This window comes from Paenibacillus sp. KS-LC4 (assembly GCF_036894955.1).
GTDB lineage: Bacteria > Bacillota > Bacilli > Paenibacillales > Paenibacillaceae > Pristimantibacillus.
Genome location: NZ_CP145905.1, coordinates 98,470 through 120,000 on the forward strand (window position 1 = coordinate 98,470; position 21,531 = coordinate 120,000).

The following is a 21,531-nucleotide window of genomic DNA, read 5'->3' on the forward strand; positions in this document are numbered from 1 at the left end:
ATGAATGCACTGGAGATATTGGGTCAGCTTATTAACGTTACGCTTGTATTTTCTACGGCGCTTATTTTTACCGGTCTTGGTGGTCTATTCTCTGAGCGCTCCGGCGTTATTAATATCGGTCTCGAAGGTTTGATGGTGTCTGGCGCGTTCGCGGCGGCAGTCATTACCGACTATGCGATACAAGCTGGTTATGAGGAATCTGCCCCGTGGATAGGTTTAGTAGGGGCAGCGATTTATGGGGTGATATTTGCCCTGCTACATGCGGTATCTACCATTACATTTAAGGCGGATCAGACGATAGTCGGTGTCGTTATTAATATTTTGGCAGCGGGAATCGCAATTTATTTGACGAAAAGCCTATATGAAGGCTCAGGACAGACGACAACGCTGACTCATGTGTTCAACAAATGGGAAATTCCTTATTTATCGGATATCCCGTTTTTCGGAGAGGCATTCTTTAAAGCTTATCCGACAACATATGTTGTTATTTTGCTTGTCATTATCAGCTATATCGTGCTGTACAAAACGCACTTCGGCTTGCGCCTTCGCGCAGTGGGCGAATACCCAAGCTCGGCCGATACAGTGGGCATCAGCGTAACAAAATACCGTTATATCGGCGTGCTGCTCAGCGGCGCACTTGCTGGTCTTGGCGGTGCGACCATTACGTTAACAACGACGAGCAACTTTGCACATAACACCATCTCCGGGCAAGGCTTTATTGCTATCGCGGCTGTCATTTTCGGAAAATGGAATCCGCTCGGCGTTGCGGGAGCTGCTATTTTCTTCGGCTTCGCGCAAGCGATTCGGAACTTTGCTCAGCTGTTCGATTGGTCGCAGCAAATTCCGACCGAATTTTTCTACATGCTGCCATACGTACTGACGCTGGTTGTACTCGTTGGCGCAGTAGGACGTTCTTCCGCTCCAGGCTCGCTTGGCGAACCATACGATCCGGCTAAGCGCTAATTGAAAGAAGCAGCTTCAAGCTTCCCATGGTTATCACGTAAGTGATGATAAAACCATGGGAAGTTTTTTGTTTTCTAACCATCTCTACAAGGTTAGTCACAGAAAATCCACGATTGTGGATAACTTGTGGACAACCATGTGCGCAAATGCTGCACTTATGCACAATAGCCGCCAATGATGGAAAGTTTGGCTGTGTCAGGAGCTATTTTTAAAGGGAATTCACACTTTTGTCATAAACGCATTGACAGCATGATCTGCCTGGAGTAAATTAAACCTTATCAAATGAATTTACCGTAAAGGTTAAATGAAAGGCGAACGACTTTTTAGGTTTGTGCATCAATTCACAAAGTCGGTAGTAGCCATATCTGGAATGGGCAATCAGCTTGCCCTTCCCTCATAAGAGGAGAGGATTAACTGTGGAAGCACTGGCACTGGAACGCAAGGCGGAGCAGAACCGCGAACTGCGGGAACGGCTAATGCAATTGAAGAAAGAGCGCAACGCCATTATTCTTGCTCATTATTATCAGCGTGATGAAATTCAAGAGGTTGCGGACTTTCGCGGCGACTCGTTTTTGCTAGCTCAAAAAGCGGCTCAAACCGATGCAGATGTCATCGTATTTTGCGGCGTGCATTTTATGGGGGAGAGCGCTAAAATTTTGGCTCCCAATAAAACCGTCATTATACCGGACGAGCGTGCAGGGTGCCCGATGGCCGATATGGTCAATGTCGATGGTCTTCGCAAGCTGAAAGCCCAGCATCCGAATGCGACTGTCGTTACGTATATTAACTCTTCCGCCGAAATTAAGGCAGAGACTGACATTTGTTGTACATCAGCGAATGCGGTTAACGTTGTAAATTCCGTTGAAGGCCAAGACGTCATTTGGGTGCCGGACAAGAACCTTGGACACTATGTGCAGCAGAAGACCGATAAGAACATGATTATCTGGGAAGGCTACTGCAACACGCATGACATGTTGACGGTGAAGGATGTAGAGGAAATGAAGGCGAAACACCCGAATGCGCAGTTTGTTGTGCATCCTGAGTGCCGCCCTGAAGTGGTTGAGTTAGGTGATTTTGTCGGAAGTACGACAGCAATTATTAAATACTGTAAGGAATCGGATTGCAAGGAGTTCATTGTCGGCACGGAGGATGGCACAGGCTATCAGCTGAGATTGGACAGCCCGGACAAAACATTCCTGTTTGCATCTAAATATTTGGTTTGCCCGAACATGAAGGTTAATAACTTGAAGAAGCTGGTTAAATGTCTTGAAACGATGCAGCCGCAAATCTATGTACCGCCGCATGTGGCGGATCAAGCACGCTTGTCCCTGGAGCGCATGTTACTCGTGAAATAGGAGCAGCATGCGCTACTCCTATGCCTGGAGGCGCTAGAATGATTCCCAGATACCTTATAGACATCAAGCTGGATGAACTGCCGGTAATCGAGAAGGATGTTATTGTGATTGGGGCCGGCATTGCCGGTCTTTTTACCGCACTTCGGGCCAGTGATCGGCATTCCGTGCTGATGATTACGAAGAAGTCGCTGCTTGACAGCAACACCCGCTATGCGCAGGGCGGCATTGCCGCGGTCATATCGGAGGATGATTCACCCGCTTACCACAGCGAGGACACGCTACTTGCCGGAGCGGGGTTGTGCTCGGAGGATGCGGTCAATGTGCTCGTGCATGAGGGTCCGGAAGGTGTAAATCAGCTTATTGAAATGGGCACGCAATTCGATTTGGAAAATGGCGAGTTCGCGCTGACGAAGGAGGGCGCTCACAGCCAGCGTCGTATTTTGCATGCGAATGGGGATGCGACGGGCTACGAAATAGTCCGAGCCCTATCGGAAAAAGCGTTATCCAAGCCGGGTATTGAAGTATGGGACGACCATTTTGTCATTGATTTGGTTACCAATGATGGAGAGTGTGTGGGCGCTGTTGTGCAAAAGCCGGACGGCTCGCGTCTGCTCGTGCGCGGCAAAGCGACCGTTCTATGCTCGGGCGGTGCAGGTCAGCTTTACCGCTATACGACGAACCCTGAGGTAGCGACAGGTGACGGGATTGCTATGGCTTATCGAGCAGGAGCTTTTATTCAGGATGTAGAGTTTGTCCAGTTTCATCCAACCTCCCTATGCTATCCCGGAGCGCCACGTTTTCTGATTTCAGAGGCCGTACGCGGCGAAGGGGCTGTCCTCCGCAATACGCGAGGCGAGCGTTTTATGGAACGCTATCACCATCAGCTGGAGCTGGCGCCGCGTGACGTAGTGGCCCGCGCTATCATTAGCGAGATGGAAGCAACGAAATCAACATTTGTTTATTTGGACGTGACGCATGAGTCGCCGGATATGGTGAAGCATCGTTTTCCGAATATTTATGAATTTTGCTTGCAATATGGTTTGGATTTGACGACAGATTGGATTCCGGTCGCCCCTGCTGCACACTATATGATGGGCGGCGTTAAAACCGATCTCGATGGAGAAACCAATATAAGAAGGCTGTTCGCCTGCGGCGAAGTTTCTTCGACAGGTGTTCATGGAGCTAACCGATTGGCTAGCAATTCGCTTTCGGAGGCAGTCGTGTTCGGTAAGCGGATTGTCGAGAAGATTGATAAACTTGCAGAGCATGCAGAGATTCAGCCTATAATAGAGAGCAGTGTACCGCGCAGCAGTGTGCCGATTCAGGCAGTGGTGGAGCGAAGATTGAAGCTGCAAAAAGTAATGGTCAGGTATGCGGGCTTACAGCGCGATGCCAAGGGTCTCGAGAAGGGGCTGGAGGAGCTGCGGCGCCAGCTGACTATTTTTCAAGCGATGCTGACCAAGCGGGAGGAATTTGAATTTGCCAATATGCTGACATGCGCCCTGCTGACAGCAGAATCCGCTTTGCAGCGGGAGGAGAGCCGCGGCGCGCATTACCGTGAGGACTTCCCAGAGCGCAATGATCAAGTATGGCGCAAGCATACTGTAATGCACCGTGTATACGGAAGAACAGAGGAGCGGTTAACCAATGTTTGAGACAACGCTGGATGGCTATAATGAAGCGCTGCGCGCGCAAATACGCGGCTGGCTCGCTGAAGATATCGGAAGCGGCGATGTAACGACGGCTATGACTATTCCGCATGGGGCGCAGGCTAAGGCCGTCATTCATGTGAAGGAAAATGGACGGATCGCGGGCATTCCAGTAGCGCGCCTTGTGTTTGAAATCGTTGACCCATCGCTAGTTTTCACGGCAAAGGTCGAGGATGGGGAGTATGTTGAACAAGGCACTGTACTCGCTGAGGTAGAAGGCAGCATCCATAGTCTGCTTACAGGAGAGCGTCTAGCGCTTAATTTGATGCAGCGGATGTCCGGCGTGGCGACGAAGACTAGTGCGTTTGTAGCAGCGCTGCAAGGCCTGCCCGTTCGATTGGTCGACACTCGCAAAACGACCCCAGGGCATCGCCTGCTTGAAAAGTATGCCGTTCGCGTAGGCGGCGGCTCGAATCACCGCTTCGGCTTGTATGATGCCGTAATGATAAAGGATAATCATATTAAGGGAGCAGGCGGTATTCGGGAAGCAGTGGAAGCGGCTCGAGCAGGTATTCCCCATACGATGAAGATCGAGGTGGAGACGGAGTCTTTGGAGCAAGTCGATGAGGCGATTGCCTGCGGAGCGGATATTATTATGCTCGACAATATGCCGCATGAGATGATGAAAGCTGCTGTACAGCAAATCAAGCAGCACGCGCCGCATGTTATTGTAGAAGCCTCCGGCAATGTGCGTCTTGATACGATACATGGTATAGCTGCTTGCGGTGTCGACGTCATTTCGGTAGGAGGACTCACCTATTCCTTTCAATCACTCGATATTAGTCTCGACCTGTTTGCGAAGAAGGGAGGAGCCAAGTCTTGATTCTCGTCATTGACGTCGGCAATACGAATATCGTGCTGGGCATTTATCAAGGCAAGGAGCTGCTTCATCACTGGAGACTCAGCACGAATCGTTCTGCTACAGTTGATGAATATGGCATCAATTTTCATCATTTGTTTCATTTTGCCGGCATGCGTCTGGAGCAGATGGAAGGTGTCATTATTTCATCGGTCGTTCCGCCGCTCATGCGGACGTTGGAGCAGCTGTGCATGAAGTATTTGCGCAAAACTCCTTTTATCGTTGGTCCAGGCGTGAAAACCGGACTTAATATCCGGTATGAAAATCCCCGCGAGGTCGGTGCTGACCGCATTGTGAATTCGGTGGCGGGCATCGTCAAATATGGCAGTCCGCTTATTGTCGTCGATTTCGGGACGGCAACGACGTTTGATTACATTGATGCTGCTGGCAGCTATTTGGGCGGCGCTATTGTGCCGGGCATTGCGATATCGACAGAGGCGCTTTATCAGCGGGCGGCGAAGCTGCCGCGCATTGAGCTGGTGAAGCCGCCAAGCGTCATCGGCCGCAATCCGGTCACCTCCATGCAGGCGGGTATTATATATGGCTATGCAGGGCAAGTGGACGGTATCGTGCGCAGAATCCGCAAGGAATTTAAAGTATCGCCCCGAGTTATCGCCACGGGCGGCTTGGCTGAGTTAATTAGCTCGGAATCGGAAACGATAGATGAGGTTGATCCGCTGCTGACGTTAGAAGGCTTGCGTATCATATATGAACGGAATCAGGAGGGATAAATGATGGAGCAAAGGAAAGATTTTTTGGTGCGCGGCACGGCATGGGAAGGGAAAATTCGTGTTTTTGCTGCCCGTACGACGCAATTGGTCGATGAGCTGCAACGCCGGCACGGCACTCTACCGACGGCAACGGCAGCGCTGGGCAGAACGGCAACGGCTGGAGCTATTATGGGCGCCATGCTGAAAGGCGAAGAAAAGCTGACGATTCAAGTGAAGGGCGAAGGCCCAATGGGACAAATTGTCGTCGATGCAAATGCTCATGGAGAAGTGCGAGGCTACACGGACAATCCACTCGTTCTGCTTCCAAGCAATGCGCAAGGAAAACTGGACGTTGCAGGTGCCGTAGGCCATAGCGGTTATATTCATATTACTAAGGATCTTGGGCTGAAGGAGCCTTATCGCGGCAGCGTTCCGATTGTTTCCGGAGAGCTTGGCGAAGACTTCACCTATTATTTTGCTGTATCGGAGCAGACGCCTTCCGCAGTTGGGCTTGGCGTGCTGGTTGATGAAGACGGCCGCGTCATTCATGCTGGCGGCTTTATCGTACAGCTGATGCCAGGACTTACAGATGCGGAAATTACGAAGCTGGAGAAAGCGCTCAGCACCATGCCTCCGCTCACAGCCCTGCTTGATCAAGGCGAGACGCCAGAAGGGCTGCTGAAATGGGTCGTCGGCGATGATGTTGTCATTCATGAGTCGCTGGACTTGCATTTTCAATGCAAATGCTCCCGCGATCGCGTAGAGCAGACCTTGATCAGCATGGGTGAATCGGAATTGCAGCAAACGATTGAAGAAGAAGGTAAAGCAGAGGTCGTCTGTCACTTCTGTAATGAGGCGTACCAGTTTAACCGTGTAGAGCTTGAGCAATTGCTCGAACAAGCCAAACCGAAGCCGATCCATTAATATGGAGGCTACCGGGCAATGAATAAAATCGGAGTAGTGAGGACGATTGTCGTCATTCAGGCGTTATGTATGATCGTGCTAAGTGTAGTTGTTGTAGTGAGATTGTCGCCTTTTTCTGAAGGGATGCCGGATCATGACTCAGATTCAGGAACACGTGCAGAAACAGGCAATGAGGTTGTGCCAGGCGGCTTGGATCATGATAAAATTGTAGCCATAATTGGCGATCGCAGCATTAGGGAAAGCGAATTGATGAATGTGCTTAGCGAGCAATATGGCCAAGCTACCCTCAAGCTGATGATGATTCACAGCGCCATTGACCAAGAGGCCGCCTCGCAGCAGCTTGAAGTGACCGCTGCGGAGCAGCAGAGAGCTGTTGAGGAGCAGGCAGCGGGATATGATAGCGAAGAGGACTTTTACCGCATAATGGACCAGCAGTTGGGTATGTCCAAAGAGGATGTTTTGAAGGATACGAAGTACAGGCTGTTGACTGAAAAAATAGCAATTCAAAAAGTGGATGTGCCTGATGCTGAGGTTGAACGCTACATTGCGGATCATGAGGAGCAATACGGCGACAGGCTGCAATATCGCTTATCCTGGATTGTGACGGCGAATGTGGAAGAGGCGAACCGCGTGCTGGATAGGCTCTCTGAGGGAGCGGACTTTGCGCAAGCAGCGGCTAAGTATTCGATAGATGCCTTTACAGCAGATGCTGGCGGTGATTTAGGCCTAATTGATGCTGATGACCCGTTTCATGAGCAGGCAATTCTTTCGGCGGCAAGCAAGCTGGGTACGGGAGAGATTGCTGGCCCGATAGCGATTGCCGAAGGGTATGCCATCATTCGTTTGATGGAGCGCCACACAACGGATAAGCCACAGGGTCAGCAGCTATATGAGCTGGTCCGCAAAGAGCTGGCATTATCACAGGCTCCTTCCCTAAGCCAAATTGAGCAGCAGCTATTGGAGAAATATGACGCTGTCACCTTTCCATAAATATAAGAAATTTTAGGTTTGTCCATAAGCTTCCATTATATTGGAGCATCATATAGTTGTGTTCGCCAGATGATTAGAAAATGGGCGAACCATTCTGCTTTTTCAAAATGTAAGCATTTATAAGGCTTCCACTTATAGCGGGCTTATATTTCAGCGCAAATGGATGCTTTATCGGTCAGGGATGGCGTTAGCCAGCCGTACTCGCATGAAGGAAATGAAGGTATTGACAACGAATACAACTCATTGATAAGATGGAATTAGTTTAAAAACCAACTGAATCAGTCGGAATAAGGAGGAAGTATGACATATGGCAAAAATCGTGCAAAGCATTACTGACCTAATTGGTGATACACCGCTAGTTCGCTTGAATCGTCTAGTTCCTGAGGATAGCGCTGAGATTTATGTAAAGCTTGAATATCAAAATCCAGGTGCGAGCGTAAAAGACCGTATCGCAATCAGCATGATTGAAGTAGCTGAGCAGGAAGGCATCATCAAGCCAGGCGATACAATTGTTGAGCCTACGAGCGGCAACACGGGTATTGGTCTGGCATTGGTAGCAGCAGCTAAAGGCTATAAAGCTATCCTCGTTATGCCTGAGACGATGAGTATTGAGCGCCGCAACCTGCTTCGTGCTTATGGTGCAGAAGTTGTTCTGACGCCAGGCTCAGAGGGCATGAACGGAGCTGTTCGCAAAGCGGAAGAGCTGGCGAAAGAAAATCCGTCCTATTTTATCCCGCAGCAGTTCAATAACCAAGCGAATGTGAAAATCCACCGCGAAACAACAGGTCCAGAAATTGTTGAGGCGATCAACTCTCTGGATGGCAAGCTGGATGCATTCGTAGCGGGTATTGGTACTGGCGGTACGATTACGGGTACTGGTGAAGTACTGAAAAAGAACTTCAAGGATATTAAAATTTATGCGGTTGAGCCTGCGGCTTCCCCACTGCTTTCGGGTGGACAGCCGGGACCTCACAAAATTCAAGGAATTGGCGCTAACTTTGTGCCGACGATTTTGAATCGTGAAATCTATGACGAGGTCATTACGGTTGAAAATGATGATGCATTCGACTACGCACGCCGTGCTGCGAAAGAAGAAGGCATCCTGTGCGGAATTTCCTCCGGTGCTGCGATCTATGCTGCTTTGAAGGTAGCGAAGGAGCTTGGCAAAGGCAAGCGCGTTATTGCGGTTGTTCCAAGTAACGGTGAGCGTTACCTCAGTACGCCGCTGTTCAATTTCGAGAACTAACACTTATGTCTAATCGGAGCCGTGCCCGAAGCAGGAGCGGTATACCGTTTGACTGGCCTTCCATTCATTTGAGTGGAGGGCTTTTTATATTCTAACAATTTATAAGTTTCATCCTTATATCCGCTTAGAATACTCCGACAAAGCTCTTCGCTCGTCCCAAAAGGACGACGAAGTCGTTTTTGCTTGTATGGCGGCAGCGCTCTTTCCTTTTGGGCGGGTATTCTGTATACTAGGCAAAATAAACATGCTTGTCGATCGGGGGTTGGAAGGTGATGTTCACCGCCTTTGACTATTGGTTAGGGTGGCACGCCGAGCGGAAGTATACGACTTTTCCACTGCTGCGGGAGCTGCCGCTTGGAGAAGAAGGCGTCGCTTCATGGGAAGAGGCATGGCGGGATGCATCGCCGTATGCTTTTGTACTGGAGAGCGGTAAGGATGGACGCTATACGTATCTCGGCTTGCAGCCGGAGAGCGTCATTCGCGGCAAAGGCTTGGAGGCGGAAGCCCGGACGCTGCGGATAGATGGAGCTGAAGCTTCAGATGATGCTGATTCGACCTTGCGCTACCAGGGCAAGCCGCTCGAAGTGGTGCGGAGCTGGATGGAGCCATATCGCTCGCCAAAGCTTGAAGCAGCTGGCACGCCGAAGTGGACGGGCGGATGTGTCGGATTTTGGAGCTATGACGTCATTCGTTCGATTGAACGGCTGCCGGAGCTGACGGAAGATGATTTGAATGTGCCGGATTATTTATTTTTGCGTTTAAATGAGCTATGGATTGTCGATCATAGCGACAAGAAGCTATATTGCGCTGTGCACACTCCTGTGCCAAGTGAAGCAGGGCAAGAGGAGCTGAGACTGCTATATGTGCAGGCTTGCTCACGAGCCGGCGAGATGGCTGCTTATTGGCAGGAGCGCTTCGGGAGCGCAGCGAATGGCCAGCGAGAAGAGAAGGATGCTGAAAGCAAAAGCGATAGCCGCCGATTGCGGCTTGAGCGGCAGCGGCTCGCTGACGATGCTTCCCTGCACGGCAATGGGGACGCGCTGGATGGGATCAGCACGCGGTTTTCGAAGGAAGCTTTTGAAGAGGCAGTTCGGCAAATTCAGCGCTACATCGGACAAGGCGATGTATTTCAGGTGAATTTATCGGTACGCCAGAGCCGGGCGCTTGCTGCGCAGCCGGAAGAGCTGTACGAGTGGCTGCGTCTCATTAATCCTTCTCCTTATATGGGCTTTCTGCGCTGCCCTGACTTTCAACTCGTGTCGGCTTCGCCGGAGCTGCTGGTTGAGCGTCGCGGCGACTTGCTTGCAGCCCGCCCTATTGCCGGAACGCGCAGGCGCGGCCGTACAGAAGCAGAAAATGAGCTTATGGCGGAGGAGCTGCGGACAAGCGAGAAGGAGCGAGCCGAGCATATTATGCTGGTCGATCTGGAGCGCAACGATTTGGGACGGATTTCGGCTTACGGCACAGTGAAAGTGGAAGAGCTGATGGTAATTGAGCAATATTCGCATGTGATGCATTTGGTATCCCAGGTCGAGGGGCGGCTTGCCGAGGGCAAGGATGCTTATGATGTCATTGCGGCGACTTTCCCGGGCGGCACCATTACAGGCGCTCCCAAAATCCGCACGATGGAAATTATTGAAGAGCTGGAGCCTGTGAGGCGCGGTCCTTATACCGGCTCGCTCGGATGGATTGACTATAATGGCGATATGGAATTTAATATTATTATACGAACGATGGTCATCAAGGATGGCATGGTGCATATTCAGGCTGGAGCAGGCATTGTTATTGATTCCAAGCCGGAGCGCGAATATAAGGAATCATTAAGCAAGGCCAAGGCGTTGTGGAAGGCGATTGAGTATAGTGAGCGGTTCAGGCAGGCTGCGCCAAGCGGGCGCAAACAATAGAGGGGGCGCATGCGATGATTCTCGTAATAGATAACTATGATTCGTTTACCTACAACCTTGTGCAATATTTAGGCGAGCTTGGCGAGGACATTGTGGTCAAAAGAAATGATGAGCTGGAGCTGGCGGACATTGAGCAGCTGGCACCTGATCATATTTTGATTTCTCCGGGACCCTGCTCTCCGAATGAGGCGGGCATCAGTCTGTCGCTGATTGAGCATTTTAAAGGGAAAATTCCGATTTTCGGCGTATGCCTTGGCCATCAGGCAATCGGACAAGCGTTTGGCGGCGATGTCATACGCGCAGAGCGCCTGATGCATGGCAAAACCTCGCAAATGGTGCATGACGGCAAGACGATTTTTGAAGGCATCCCTTCACCGTTCACCGCAACCCGTTACCATTCCCTTATCGTGAAAAAAGAAACCCTGCCTGACTGTCTTGAAATCAGCGCAGAAACAGCGGAAGGCGAAATTATGGCCCTTCGCCATAAAGAATACCCGATTGAAGGGGTGCAATTCCATCCAGAATCCATTATTTCCGAGCATGGTCTGACGCTGCTGCGTAACTTTTTGAAAATTCGTACAGGCGCGCCGCGATGAAGGTTGCGTTGGGCGGCGTTGTCTTGGATGCTGAGCAAGCTGTGATCTCAATATATGATCACGGCTTTTTGTACGGTTTGGGTTTGTTCGAGACGTTTCGGACCTATGGCGGCCGCGCATACTTGCTGGAGCGGCATTTGCGGCGTCTGGAAGCAGGTTGTTTGTCGCTGGGCATCCGCTACAAAGCGGATCAAACCGCGCTGGAGGCGAGCATTGCCAAGCTGCTTCAGGCAAATGAGCTGACGGACGGCTATGTCCGGCTGACCGTTACAGCGGGCGAAGGCGGGCTAGGCTTGCCGATGGGCGATTACGAGCAGCCGCAGGAGTTGATCTTGATGAAGGCGCTGCCTCCCTATCAGGCGGAGCTTTATGAGCATGGCCGCGAGCTTAGGCTGCTGCATACGAAGCGCAATACGCCAGAGGGCGAGATCCGACTTAAATCGCTGCACTATATGAATAATATTATAGCGAAGCGCGAGCTTGCCGCGAGCGATGCCTCGCCGGGGGCAGAGGGATTGATGCTGAGCGGCGATGGCCTGCTGACGGAAGGTATCGTCAGCAATCTTTTTTTCGCCCAGGACGGGGTTATTCGGACGCCTGCGGTAGATACGGGCATCCTGCCTGGCATTACGCGAGAGCGTGTGTTAGAGCTTGCCCGTGCGGCGGGCTTTCAGGTGGAGGAGGGCTACTACAGCTGGAATCAGCTGCTGGGGGCAGATGAAATATGGCTGACGGGCTCTGTACAGGAGCTGGTCCCGGTGACGCGGTTAAGTGGTACCGACGGCACTCAGGTGCAGGTTGGCAAAGGGGCAGCTGCGGGAATCGGCGTGGGCTACGAATCGGCAAGAAATGCAGCCATGCTTGAACCCGCCGCGGCAGAAGCTAGGCCTATCGCTGGGCCGATCACTCGTCAGCTTCTAAAGGCCTATCGCTCTGATACGATGAGAAGCAAGTAAGGCAGGAGCGTCAGGCGACTGCATATTAAGACTAGTATAGCTAAAGGTGTGAGCGTAGCTTATGAATACAGCAAGAGAAGGCAAGCTTGAATATTACAGCAGGAGCTATGGGCTGGCTTGCGGCAATCGGCTGGAGCTGGGCAAGCGCACGCTGATTATGGGCATATTGAATGCGACGCCGGATTCTTTCTCTGATGGCGGGAAATTTAATGCAGTGGAGGCGGCTGTCAGCCGCGCAGTGGAGATGGTCGCGGAGGGCGCAGATATTATTGATATCGGCGGCGAGTCCACACGTCCAAACTTTGTGCCGGTCGATGCGGAGGAGGAGCTGCGCCGCGTAATTCCGGTCATTCAAGCTGTCCGCGCCGCACTGCCGAACATCGCCATTTCGATTGATACGTATAAGGCAAAGACTGCGCGCCATGCGCTCGAAGCAGGAGCAACGATTATTAATGATATTTGGGGACTCAAATATGATGAGGAAATGGCGTCAGTCGCAGCCGCGTGTGGCTGCCCGGTTATTTTGACACATAATCGCACGAATCCCGTCTATCTGGCCGCTGATTTTGTAGAGGATGTTATTGCCGATTTGAAAGAAAGCATTCAAATCGCAATACATGCCGGCGTGAAGGAGGAGCAGATCTGGCTCGATCCCGGCCTTGGCTTTGCCAAAACCTATGAGCAAAATATGGAGCTGCTAGGACGGCTCGCCGAGCTGCATGCTCTTGGCTATCCCGTGCTGCTAGGTACTTCACGCAAGAGCTTTATTAGGCAGACGCTTGATCTGCCAAGGGAAGAGCTGGTCGAGGGTACGGCAGCAACGACGGCGCTTGGCATTGCCCAAGGCTGCCAAATCGTTAGGGTGCATGATGTTCGCGCGAATAAAAGAACAGCTGTGATGTCGGACGCGATTATTTATCCGCGTTTTTCAAAATATAAGAATTTATAAGTTATGCACTTATAAATGAGCTTATATTTCTCTGACAAAGCTCTTCGCTCGTCCTAGAAGGACGAAGAAGTCGTTTTTGCTTGTAGATTCAGATATAAGTATAAGGGGCGTAAGCTTATGGATAGAATGCTTGTGAAAGGCATGCAGTTTTACGGTTATCACGGTGTATTTGCTGAGGAGAACAGGCTGGGCCAAAAATTTGGCGTCGATTTGGAGCTGTTGCTCGATTTGGATAAGGCGGCAACGCTGGATGATTTGGAAGCAACGGTGAACTATGCCGAATTGCATGCGTTAACGAAGAAAATTGTCGAAGGAACGCCGTTTAAATTGATTGAAGCTTTAGCGGGTAGCATTGCAACCCAGTTGTTAGCGGCTTATACTATGATAAATGAAGTAACGGTTCGTGTGACGAAGCCGAACCCACCGTTCGACATTCATTTTGATGGCGTGACGGTAGAGCTGCGCAGAAAGCGGGATGCTGATGGACGCGTTGTCACCGTTTAATTCGCCCGCCTACGCTTATGTGGCTCTAGGTTCAAATGTAGGTGATCGGCAGCAGCTATTGCTGCAAGCGATCCAGCAGTTAAGTGGCCGCTCAGACATCGAGGTGCTTCGCGTTTCTGGCGTGTACGAGACCGATCCGGTCGGCTATACGGATCAGCCCCCTTTTCTGAATATGGCTATCGCCGTGCGAACTACGCTGTCCCCGCTTGCTTTACTGCACGTTCTGCTGGATACCGAGCAGCAGCTTGGACGTGTCAGAGATATTCGCTGGGGGCCGCGCACTATAGATCTCGATTTGCTGTTGTATGCTGATGTCGTGATGGATGGCGAGGAGCTGACGCTTCCGCATCCACGAATGATGGAACGCGCCTTCGTGCTCGTTCCGCTTGGTGATGTGATCGAGCAGTCCCATCCGTTTAAGGAACAGGTGGCTGCGGCCGCGGCTTCAGCGCTTCAGGATGGAAAGGAAGGCATCATGTTATGGAAAATCATCAATTGGCACAGCGAGTCCGGGCATTTCGTAAGCTAAAGGGCTACACACAACAGGAATTAGCAAAAGTACTTGGCGTTTCGGTAGCGGTATTAGGCTCCCTTGAGCGCGGTACACGCAAGGCGGACGCCAAGTTATTGCTTCATATATCAAACACCCTTGGCATTAGCTATGAAGAGTTGACGAATTCGGGTTCGAACGGAGCCGTGTAAGAAACTCACGTATTAGGAAACAAACCAGAAGGAGGAGCGGGGAGAAACATGCTGAAAATCGGAGAAATCGAGATGAAGAATAGAGTTGTGCTTGCACCGATGGCCGGCGTGTGTAATCCCGCTTTCCGTCTAATTGCAAAGGAATTTGGAACAGGCCTTGTATGCGCGGAGATGGTGAGCGACAAGGCGATTTTGCACGGCAATAAGCGGACGATGGAAATGCTGTTCGTGGACGAGCGCGAGAAGCCGCTGAGCTTGCAAATTGTTGGCGGTGACCGTGAATCGCTGGTCGAGGCGGCGAAGGTCGTGGATAAGCAAACCAATGCTGATATTATTGATATTAATATGGGCTGCCCGGTTCCAAAAGTAACAAATTGCGATGCTGGAGCACGTTGGCTCCTTGACCCGAACAAAATTTACGAAATGGTTTCTGCCGTAGTGGAAGCTGTGGATAAGCCAGTAACGGTGAAAATGCGTATCGGCTGGGATGACGAGCATATTTATGCGGTGGAAAATGCGCGCGCCGTTGAGCGTGCTGGCGGCAAGGCGGTCAGCGTTCATGGTCGTACGCGCGAGCAGCAGTACACAGGCGTAGCGAATTGGGACATCATTCGCGAGGTGAAGCAGGCGGTGTCGATTCCGGTAATCGGCAACGGGGATGTTTTTTCACCTGAAGATGCCAAGCGCTTGCTGGAGCATACGGGCTGTGACGGCGTCATGATCGGACGCGGTGCGCTTGGAAACCCTTGGATGCTCTACCGAACCATTCAGTATTTGACGAATGGCGAGCTGTTGCCCGATCCGAAGCCGCGTGAGAAGCTGCTGGTCGCTACCTTGCATTTGGATCGTCTCATTGATCTAAAAGGAGAAGCGGTTGCCGTACGGGAAATGCGAAAGCATTTGGCTTGGTATTTGAAAGGCTTGCCGGGCGGTGCGCGCGTCAAGGATGTTATTATGGAAGAAACCGGCCGTGACCGGATGGTGGGCATTTTGGAGCGATATGTGCTGTCGCTTGAAGAGCAGGGTCTTGCTGCTGCGAGCCTGTAGTTCGAAATAGCGGACTGTTCGGATACAGCTGTGCGACATGCCGAACATGCTCAAACTTGATTTGCGAATAAAATAAACGGGCAGGTTATCTGAGAACGTTCAGAGGCCTGTCTTTTTTTCAAGTTATGCCCGCTGTATGTGAAAATGGAAAGGTTATGTAAAAAATCTTATATATTTGGAACTTTGTGTTTTTTGTAAACGAGCTAGGAAGGAATGAGCGGTTTTACAACGAATAAAAAAAGAAGGGCCGTGCTGCTGTCTCGCGAAGTGCAATAGTTGGCATAGACATAGGCGCTTTTACAATCGGCGCGTTCCTTTCAGACGGGTATACATAAATGGTGGATAACGCTTTCAAGGGTCTCAAGCGAAAGTCGTTCCAGTCGTTTGGCTTTGATTGACATTCAGGAGAACATTGCATATAATCGTGCAATATAACCTTAATGACTATAGTCAACACGGCTTATCTGCTCCCTCAGCAGGTCTGAGGCAAGAGGAGCGTAATATATTAATTAACAGTGAATTCATACCTGGTATGAAAATTGGTCACACGACGGGAGAATCGGAAAGATGAGCGATAAAGAGATCATTCTGACTCAGGAAGGTTTGAGAAAGCTTGAGGACGAACTGGAGATGCTGAAATCGGTCAAGCGTCGCGAGGTAGCTGAGCGGATCAAGATCGCGATTGGCTACGGCGATATTAGCGAAAACTCCGAGTATGAAGATGCTAAAAATGAGCAGGCCTTCATCGAAGGTCGGATCATCACGTTGGAGAAGATGCTCCGCAACGCTCGGATCATCAATAGCGATGAAATTGATACGGACGTGGTCAGCATCGGCTCCACGGTAACCGTAGAAGATTTAGAATTTGGCGATAAAATGGAATATGCGATTGTCGGTTCTGCTGAATCGGACCCGCTTAACAATAAGATTTCCAATGAGAGCCCTGTTGGCAGAGCGATTTTGGGTAAAAAGGAAGGCACGGTCGTTGATGTCAGCGTACCTGCCGGCGTTATACAGTATAGAATCATTGATATTAAAAAATAAGGTTTGCACTGTGTCTGATTCAGAAAGCTTCCTTAAGCGGAAGCTTTTTGAACGTTAAAGCGGTGCCTTAGGAGATGAAATCAAGTTGGAACATCAGAACACCGAGACAGGTCATGAACAAGAACAAGAGCTAAGCGAGCTGCTGCAAATCCGTCGTGACAAACTGGACGAGCTGAGAGGACTCGGCATTGATCCATTCGGCAGCAAATTCGAGCGTTCGCATAATGCGAAGGACATCGTGAGCGCTTATGAATCGTTTACGAAGGAAGAGCTGGAGGAGAAAGCTGTACAGGTAAGCATTGCGGGCCGGATTATGCAGAAGCGCGGCATGGGGAAAGCGAGCTTTGCCCACATTCAGGATCTAAGCGGCAAAATTCAAATTTATGCGCGCAAGGATACGGTTGAGGAAAATCAATTCGCAGCGTTCACCCTGCTTGATATCGGCGATATCATTGGCGTGAAGGGAACGGTATTCAAGACGAATACTGGCGAAGTGTCTGTAAAAGCGCTGGAAGTGCTCGTACTTACGAAATCGCTTCTGCCTTTACCGGACAAGTTCCATGGACTGAAGGATGTCGAGCTGCGTTACCGCCAGCGTTATGTTGATCTAATTGTGAATCCTGATGTTCAACAGACGTTCATCTCCCGTTCCCGAATTATCCAATCTATGAGACGGTATCTGGATGGCCAGAACTATCTGGAAGTGGAAACACCGACGCTGCACACCATCCCAGGCGGAGCATCTGCACGCCCTTTCATCACGCATCATAATGCGCTTGATATGCAGCTGTACATGCGTATTGCGATTGAGCTGCATTTGAAACGCCTCATTGTTGGCGGCATGGAGAAGGTTTACGAGATTGGTCGCGTTTATCGGAACGAAGGCATGTCGACACGCCATAATCCAGAGTTTACGATGCTGGAGCTGTATGAGGCTTACGCTGACTACAAGGACATTATGGCATTGACTGAAAACATGATCGCGCATATCGCGCAGGATGTGCTCGGCACAACCAAAATCATGTACCAAGGCCAAGAGGTCGACCTGACGCCGCAATGGCGCCGTATTTCAATGGTTGATCTCGTTAAGGAAATCAAAGGCGTTGATTTCAGCGTTCAAATGACGGATGAAGAAGCGCATGCCATTGCGAAGGAGCACAACGTCAAAGTTGAGCCGCATATGACGTTTGGTCATATTGTGAATGCATTCTTTGAAGAGTTTTGCGAGCATACGCTCATTCAGCCGACCTTCGTTACAGGGCATCCGGTTGCGATTTCGCCGCTGGCGAAGAAAAGCCCGGTTGATCCGCGCTTTACCGATCGCTTTGAATTGTTTATCGTGGCGCGCGAGCATGCCAACGCGTTCACAGAGCTGAACGATCCAATTGATCAGCGCGAACGCTTTGAAGCGCAGCTGCTGGAGAAGGAGCAAGGCAATGACGAGGCGCATGAGATGGATGATGATTTCATCCGCGCGCTTGAGTATGGCTTGCCGCCAACTGGCGGACTAGGAATCGGCATCGACCGTCTGGTCATGCTGTTGACCGATGCACCTTCCATCCGCGACGTGCTGCTGTTCCCGCATATGCGCAATCTGGCAGGCGAATAGCCAATCATAGTTTTCCACTAACCTGTTGAGGCCTAGGGCTTCAACAGGTTTTTTTTCTGTAAATAGGCTAGAATAGCTGTTTGATCGCACCTTAGGCTAGGCATTGGGCTGATGCCTCCTCCATCCATTGACCCGTGCCTTATTTTCCTTTAAAGTGAATATGTATTTTCAGACAAAAAAAGCTATCTTAGCGAGGTATTAACTATAGAAATCAGAGGTGAACAGACGTTGCTGAAAGGTTCGATGAGAAGTTTGCGGTTGGTCATATGCATGGTAATGCTCTTATTCAGTTTTTTGCCTGATAGCAGCAAGCAGGTGTTCGCGGAGGAATTTAATATTATACATAATGCAGGCTTCGAAAGTAGCGAGTCTGGCGTGCCTTTGTCATGGACGCAGGATGTATGGGAGGCAGGCGAGAGCATTTCGCGCTTCACGCTGGAGCAGTCCGATGTTTATTCGGGCACCGGCGCAGCTAAAATTCAAAATTTTCAACCGAACCATGCCAAGTGGATACAGAAGCTGACGGTTAGTCCAGATGCCTATTACCATGTGAGTGGCTGGGTCAAGGTTTCAGATGCGAAGAGCGACGCAATCGGCGCTAATTTGTTTATTGTAGGAGTTGGCGATCCATTTCCGCAGTTGACCGATACTGCGGGCGAATGGAAGCTGCTTGAATTTTACGGTCGTACAGGCCCGGAGCAAAAAGAGCTGCAAATGGGCATCAGCCTTGGCGGCTACGGAAGCTTGAATACGGGAACAGCGCTGTTTGACGATTTGAAAATGGAGCAGCTTCCAGCAAAGCCGGAAAATGTTCAAATCATGTCCTTCGAGCCATCAAAGCTGACAGGTGGCGGGGGAGCAGCTTCCGGAACTGATAATTTGGACCCCAAAAAAATATCCGCTTTCCCCGTCTTATCAATATCGGCCCTATTCGGCCTCTTGTTTGCTTTTCTTTATCGAAAAATGCTTCGGACTCAGCCGCTCGGCAAGCCTCACGCCTCATACCGTGGCTGGCTGATTGCCGCTATGGCGGCGGCTCTTATTTTCAGGCTATGGGTTGCAATTAAGGTGCCGGGCTACGTCAATGATATTAAAACCTTTATGTACTGGGCGGATCGCGCCTATCAAAATGGCGTACAGCATTTTTATGAAGAAGGAGTTTTCGCGGATTACCCGCCGGGCTACGTCTACATTTTGTATGTTCTTGCTGCCATCAAGTCATGGTTCAGCATAAATCCGGATACAAGCGGAGTAACGCTGCTGTTTAAGCTCCCGGCCATCGCGGCTGATCTAGTCTCCAGTTGGCTCATTTACCGTTTTGCCAAAACAAAGCTCAATCCAGTGGCAGCGGCAGGCCTTGCCTTGCTCTATGTCTGGAACCCGGCGATCTGGATTAATTCAGCGGGCTGGGGACAGGTGGATTCCTTCTTCACCCTGTTCCTCATTATGGCTATTAGCAGCATGGCAGGGGAACGCTTGGAACGAGGAGGCATCTGGTTTGCGCTTGCCGTACTCATTAAACCGCAGGCGTTGATTTTCGCTCCAGTCGTATTGCTTGCGTACTGGCATAAACGGGATTGGAAGCGTGCCTTGCTGAGCGTCGCTTATGGCGTAATTGCGTTTCTGATATTCGCGGCTCCGTTCTTCCTGGGCAATGGCGGTTTGATTGGCGTTATTGAGCTTTACAAAGCGACGCTGTCCTCCTATCCATACGCAACGCTGAATGCGTTCAACCTATATGCGCTTACTGGGGGGAACTGGGCACCGCTGGAGAGCAGCTGGCTTGCACTGTCCTATAAAACGTGGGGCAACATTGCCATAGCGCTAGCAGTTATAGCCGCACTTTGGTTCTCCTTTAAGGGCAAGCCAAAGCGCAATTTGGGCATTTCTTATTTTATCGCGATCATTCTCATTACAATCGTCTTTCTGTTTGCGACAAAGATGCATGAGCGATACTTGTTCCCTGTTATTTTGTTGTATGTTTTTGCCTATATCGAGTCTCAGGATCGGCGACTGCTCCATCTCTTAATGGGCTTCAGTGTCACGCATTTCATTAATGTCGGCTATGTGCTTGCATTTAGCGAGGCGGGCCAGCATACGGTGACCGACGGCATTGTCATTTTATGCTCGATTACGAATTTGTGCCTGTTCGCCTACTTGCTCTATGTCGGCTATTCAATCTATGTGAAAAATGCTCCCAAACCAGTTCCTCCACTTACACAGGAACAATTGCGCGAAGCAGACCGTCAGGCGCTGAAGGAGCTGGAGCAGCAGAGCGTCCCTAAGGGCAAGGAGCCTCAAGCTTCTTCCTCTGATAAGAGCAGCAATAAGCTCTCTCGCAAGGACTGGTGGTGGATGTGCGGCATTACCGCTGTCTATGCCATTGTGGCGCTGCTTAATTTGGGCTCGTTTAACAGCCTTAATACAGGCTGGAAGCCGCAGCAGAATGGCCAGAGCTTTTATGTTGACCTTGGTCAAACACAGCAGCTGGAGCGGGTCAACATGTTCGGCGGCGTAGGCTCCGGCAAGCTCAAGCTGGAGTTTGGGAATGCGCCGGATGCCTGGAGCGGCAGCATAGATGTTGAGCTGAAAATCGGCGACAATCTAAAATGGGTCGTCCAGCCGCTTAACGTGAGCGCGAGATATGCCAAGGTGACTGTCGTCTCAACGGGCTTCTCGTTGCAGGAAATGGCTTTCTATCCAATTGGAAGCGATCAGCCGCTGCCTATTGGAGACATTGTTTATATCGGCTCTAATGCGGCAGCAGCCGAGGACCCGCGTTTTGGGCCTGTGGAGCATCTATTTGATGAGCAAAGCTCGGCAGCTTACAAGTCGACCTATTGGAACGGCTCATATTTCGATGAAATTTATCATGCACGAACTGCGTATGAGTTCCTTGAGGATTTGCCAGTATATGAAAATACACATCCGCCACTAGGGAAAATACTCATCGCCATCGGCATTAAGCTGTTTGGGCTCAGCCCATTCGGCTGGCGGATCATTGGGACGCTGTTCGGCATTGCGATGATTCCGCTTATGTATATATTCGTGCTGCGATTGTTCCGCTACCGCACGGTTTATGCAGCCGCTGGCGCGATTTTGCTGGCAGCCGATTTCATGCATTTCACACAGACGCGCATTGCGACGATTGATGTGTACGCCGTATTTTTCATTATGCTGATGTTCTATTTCATGTACCGTTACTATAGAATGAACTTCTATATAGAAGCGCTAAGCAAGACACTTGTTCCGCTTTCCCTTGCGGGGGTCGTATTCGGCATCGGTGCAGCGTCCAAATGGATCGTGATTTACGGTGGAGCAGGGCTTGCCATAATGCTTGGCTTATCCTTGTTCGATCGCTATAAGCAGTATGCAGCCTCTAAGCGTGCGCTTGCATCTAGTACAGCGAGTGCCGAGCAGAAGGAAACGTATAAGCGCGTCATTAAGGCTTTCCCGCGCAATGC

The 21,531-nt window shown here is 50.6% G+C and carries 19 protein-coding genes (1 of these 19 only partly in view); all 19 read left to right on the forward strand.

Annotated elements, in window-relative coordinates; genetic code table 11:
- Positions 1–963: an ABC transporter permease gene (locus V5J77_RS00475; RefSeq protein WP_056034787.1), complete on the forward strand. Its 963-nt coding sequence runs from the start codon at positions 1–3 to the stop codon at positions 961–963.
- A gap of 416 nt (positions 964–1,379) precedes the next feature.
- Positions 1,380–2,318, forward strand: a complete 939-nt coding sequence (gene nadA, locus V5J77_RS00480; protein ID WP_046234439.1) for a quinolinate synthase NadA — start codon at positions 1,380–1,382, stop codon at positions 2,316–2,318.
- 38 nt (positions 2,319–2,356) lie between these two features.
- Entirely contained in the window at positions 2,357–3,973 is a 1,617-nt protein-coding gene (gene nadB / locus V5J77_RS00485; protein WP_338553853.1) for an L-aspartate oxidase, read from the forward strand.
- A complete protein-coding gene (gene nadC / locus V5J77_RS00490; RefSeq protein WP_338553854.1) occupies positions 3,966–4,850 on the forward strand; it encodes a carboxylating nicotinate-nucleotide diphosphorylase in 885 nt (294 codons plus the stop codon). The genes nadB and nadC overlap by 8 nt, the downstream gene beginning before the upstream one ends.
- Positions 4,847–5,617 carry a type III pantothenate kinase gene (locus V5J77_RS00495; RefSeq protein ID WP_338553855.1) on the forward strand — a complete coding sequence of 257 codons (771 nt, stop codon included), beginning with the start codon at positions 4,847–4,849 and terminating at the stop codon, positions 5,615–5,617. Before nadC ends, V5J77_RS00495 begins: the two co-directional genes overlap by 4 nt.
- A 3-nt stretch (positions 5,618–5,620) precedes the next feature.
- Positions 5,621–6,520 carry an Hsp33 family molecular chaperone HslO gene (hslO, locus tag V5J77_RS00500; protein ID WP_338556483.1) on the forward strand — a complete coding sequence of 300 codons (900 nt, stop codon included), beginning with the start codon at positions 5,621–5,623 and terminating at the stop codon, positions 6,518–6,520.
- An 18-nt stretch (positions 6,521–6,538) separates the two neighbouring features.
- Positions 6,539–7,510, forward strand: a complete 972-nt coding sequence (locus tag V5J77_RS00505; protein WP_338553856.1) for a peptidylprolyl isomerase — start codon at positions 6,539–6,541, stop codon at positions 7,508–7,510.
- Positions 7,511–7,817: 307 nt separating this feature from the next.
- Positions 7,818–8,756, forward strand: coding sequence for a cysteine synthase A (cysK, locus tag V5J77_RS00510; RefSeq protein ID WP_338553857.1), 939 nt, complete (start codon positions 7,818–7,820; stop codon positions 8,754–8,756).
- A gap of 272 nt (positions 8,757–9,028) precedes the next feature.
- Positions 9,029–10,660 carry an anthranilate synthase component I family protein gene (locus V5J77_RS00515; protein ID WP_338556484.1) on the forward strand — a complete coding sequence of 544 codons (1,632 nt, stop codon included), beginning with the start codon at positions 9,029–9,031 and terminating at the stop codon, positions 10,658–10,660.
- A gap of 14 nt (positions 10,661–10,674) precedes the next feature.
- On the forward strand, positions 10,675–11,256 hold the full coding sequence (pabA, locus tag V5J77_RS00520; protein WP_338553858.1) for an aminodeoxychorismate/anthranilate synthase component II: 582 nt from the start codon (positions 10,675–10,677) through the stop codon (positions 11,254–11,256).
- Positions 11,253–12,212 (forward strand): aminotransferase class IV, encoded by a 960-nt coding sequence (locus V5J77_RS00525; RefSeq protein ID WP_338553859.1) that lies wholly within the window; start codon positions 11,253–11,255, stop codon positions 12,210–12,212. Before pabA ends, V5J77_RS00525 begins: the two co-directional genes overlap by 4 nt.
- 61 nt (positions 12,213–12,273) lie before the next feature.
- On the forward strand, positions 12,274–13,161 hold the full coding sequence (gene folP / locus V5J77_RS00530) for a dihydropteroate synthase (RefSeq protein WP_338553860.1): 888 nt from the start codon (positions 12,274–12,276) through the stop codon (positions 13,159–13,161).
- A gap of 117 nt (positions 13,162–13,278) precedes the next feature.
- A complete protein-coding gene (folB, locus tag V5J77_RS00535; RefSeq protein ID WP_338553861.1) occupies positions 13,279–13,665 on the forward strand; it encodes a dihydroneopterin aldolase in 387 nt (128 codons plus the stop codon).
- The gene (folK, locus tag V5J77_RS00540; RefSeq protein WP_338553862.1) at positions 13,643–14,194 is read left to right on the forward strand and encodes a 2-amino-4-hydroxy-6-hydroxymethyldihydropteridine diphosphokinase; all 552 of its coding nucleotides are present in this window, start codon (positions 13,643–13,645) and stop codon (positions 14,192–14,194) included. The genes folB and folK overlap by 23 nt, the downstream gene beginning before the upstream one ends.
- Positions 14,146–14,367 carry a helix-turn-helix transcriptional regulator gene (locus tag V5J77_RS00545; protein ID WP_338553863.1) on the forward strand — a complete coding sequence of 74 codons (222 nt, stop codon included), beginning with the start codon at positions 14,146–14,148 and terminating at the stop codon, positions 14,365–14,367. Before folK ends, V5J77_RS00545 begins: the two co-directional genes overlap by 49 nt.
- A 48-nt stretch (positions 14,368–14,415) precedes the next feature.
- Complete coding sequence (gene dusB / locus V5J77_RS00550) at positions 14,416–15,414, forward strand: tRNA dihydrouridine synthase DusB (RefSeq protein WP_338553864.1); 999 nt, start codon at positions 14,416–14,418, stop codon at positions 15,412–15,414.
- 567 nt (positions 15,415–15,981) lie between these two features.
- Complete coding sequence (gene greA / locus V5J77_RS00555) at positions 15,982–16,458, forward strand: transcription elongation factor GreA (protein WP_338553865.1); 477 nt, start codon at positions 15,982–15,984, stop codon at positions 16,456–16,458.
- A gap of 85 nt (positions 16,459–16,543) precedes the next feature.
- Complete coding sequence (gene lysS, locus V5J77_RS00560; RefSeq protein ID WP_338553866.1) at positions 16,544–18,067, forward strand: lysine--tRNA ligase; 1,524 nt, start codon at positions 16,544–16,546, stop codon at positions 18,065–18,067.
- A 270-nt stretch (positions 18,068–18,337) separates the two neighbouring features.
- Positions 18,338–21,531, forward strand: partial view of a glycosyltransferase family 39 protein gene (locus V5J77_RS00565; protein ID WP_338553867.1) — the 5' portion only. The gene runs 661 nt beyond the window's last position; only the first 3,194 of its 3,855 coding nucleotides appear in the window; the start codon lies at positions 18,338–18,340; its stop codon lies off the right edge, out of view.

What these genes read in the sequence shown, in the direction of transcription:
- V5J77_RS00525 (WP_338553859.1), top strand. Translation starts at nt 11,253, where the DNA reads ATGAAGGTTGCGTTGGGCGGCGTTGTCTTGGATGCTGAGCAAGCTGTG.
- greA (WP_338553865.1), top strand. Translation starts at nt 15,982, where the DNA reads ATGAGCGATAAAGAGATCATTCTGACTCAGGAAGGTTTGAGAAAGCTT.
- hslO (WP_338556483.1), top strand. Translation starts at nt 5,621, where the DNA reads ATGGAGCAAAGGAAAGATTTTTTGGTGCGCGGCACGGCATGGGAAGGG.
- V5J77_RS00505 (WP_338553856.1), top strand. Translation starts at nt 6,539, where the DNA reads ATGAATAAAATCGGAGTAGTGAGGACGATTGTCGTCATTCAGGCGTTA.
- pabA (WP_338553858.1), top strand. Translation starts at nt 10,675, where the DNA reads ATGATTCTCGTAATAGATAACTATGATTCGTTTACCTACAACCTTGTG.
- V5J77_RS00515 (WP_338556484.1), top strand. Translation starts at nt 9,029, where the DNA reads ATGTTCACCGCCTTTGACTATTGGTTAGGGTGGCACGCCGAGCGGAAG.
- folK (WP_338553862.1), top strand. Translation starts at nt 13,643, where the DNA reads ATGGACGCGTTGTCACCGTTTAATTCGCCCGCCTACGCTTATGTGGCT.
- nadC (WP_338553854.1), top strand. Translation starts at nt 3,966, where the DNA reads ATGTTTGAGACAACGCTGGATGGCTATAATGAAGCGCTGCGCGCGCAA.
- nadB (WP_338553853.1), top strand. Translation starts at nt 2,357, where the DNA reads ATGATTCCCAGATACCTTATAGACATCAAGCTGGATGAACTGCCGGTA.
- cysK (WP_338553857.1), top strand. Translation starts at nt 7,818, where the DNA reads ATGGCAAAAATCGTGCAAAGCATTACTGACCTAATTGGTGATACACCG.
- V5J77_RS00545 (WP_338553863.1), top strand. Translation starts at nt 14,146, where the DNA reads ATGGAAAATCATCAATTGGCACAGCGAGTCCGGGCATTTCGTAAGCTA.
- V5J77_RS00475 (WP_056034787.1), top strand. Translation starts at nt 1, where the DNA reads ATGAATGCACTGGAGATATTGGGTCAGCTTATTAACGTTACGCTTGTA.
- dusB (WP_338553864.1), top strand. Translation starts at nt 14,416, where the DNA reads ATGCTGAAAATCGGAGAAATCGAGATGAAGAATAGAGTTGTGCTTGCA.
- folP (WP_338553860.1), top strand. Translation starts at nt 12,274, where the DNA reads ATGAATACAGCAAGAGAAGGCAAGCTTGAATATTACAGCAGGAGCTAT.
- folB (WP_338553861.1), top strand. Translation starts at nt 13,279, where the DNA reads ATGGATAGAATGCTTGTGAAAGGCATGCAGTTTTACGGTTATCACGGT.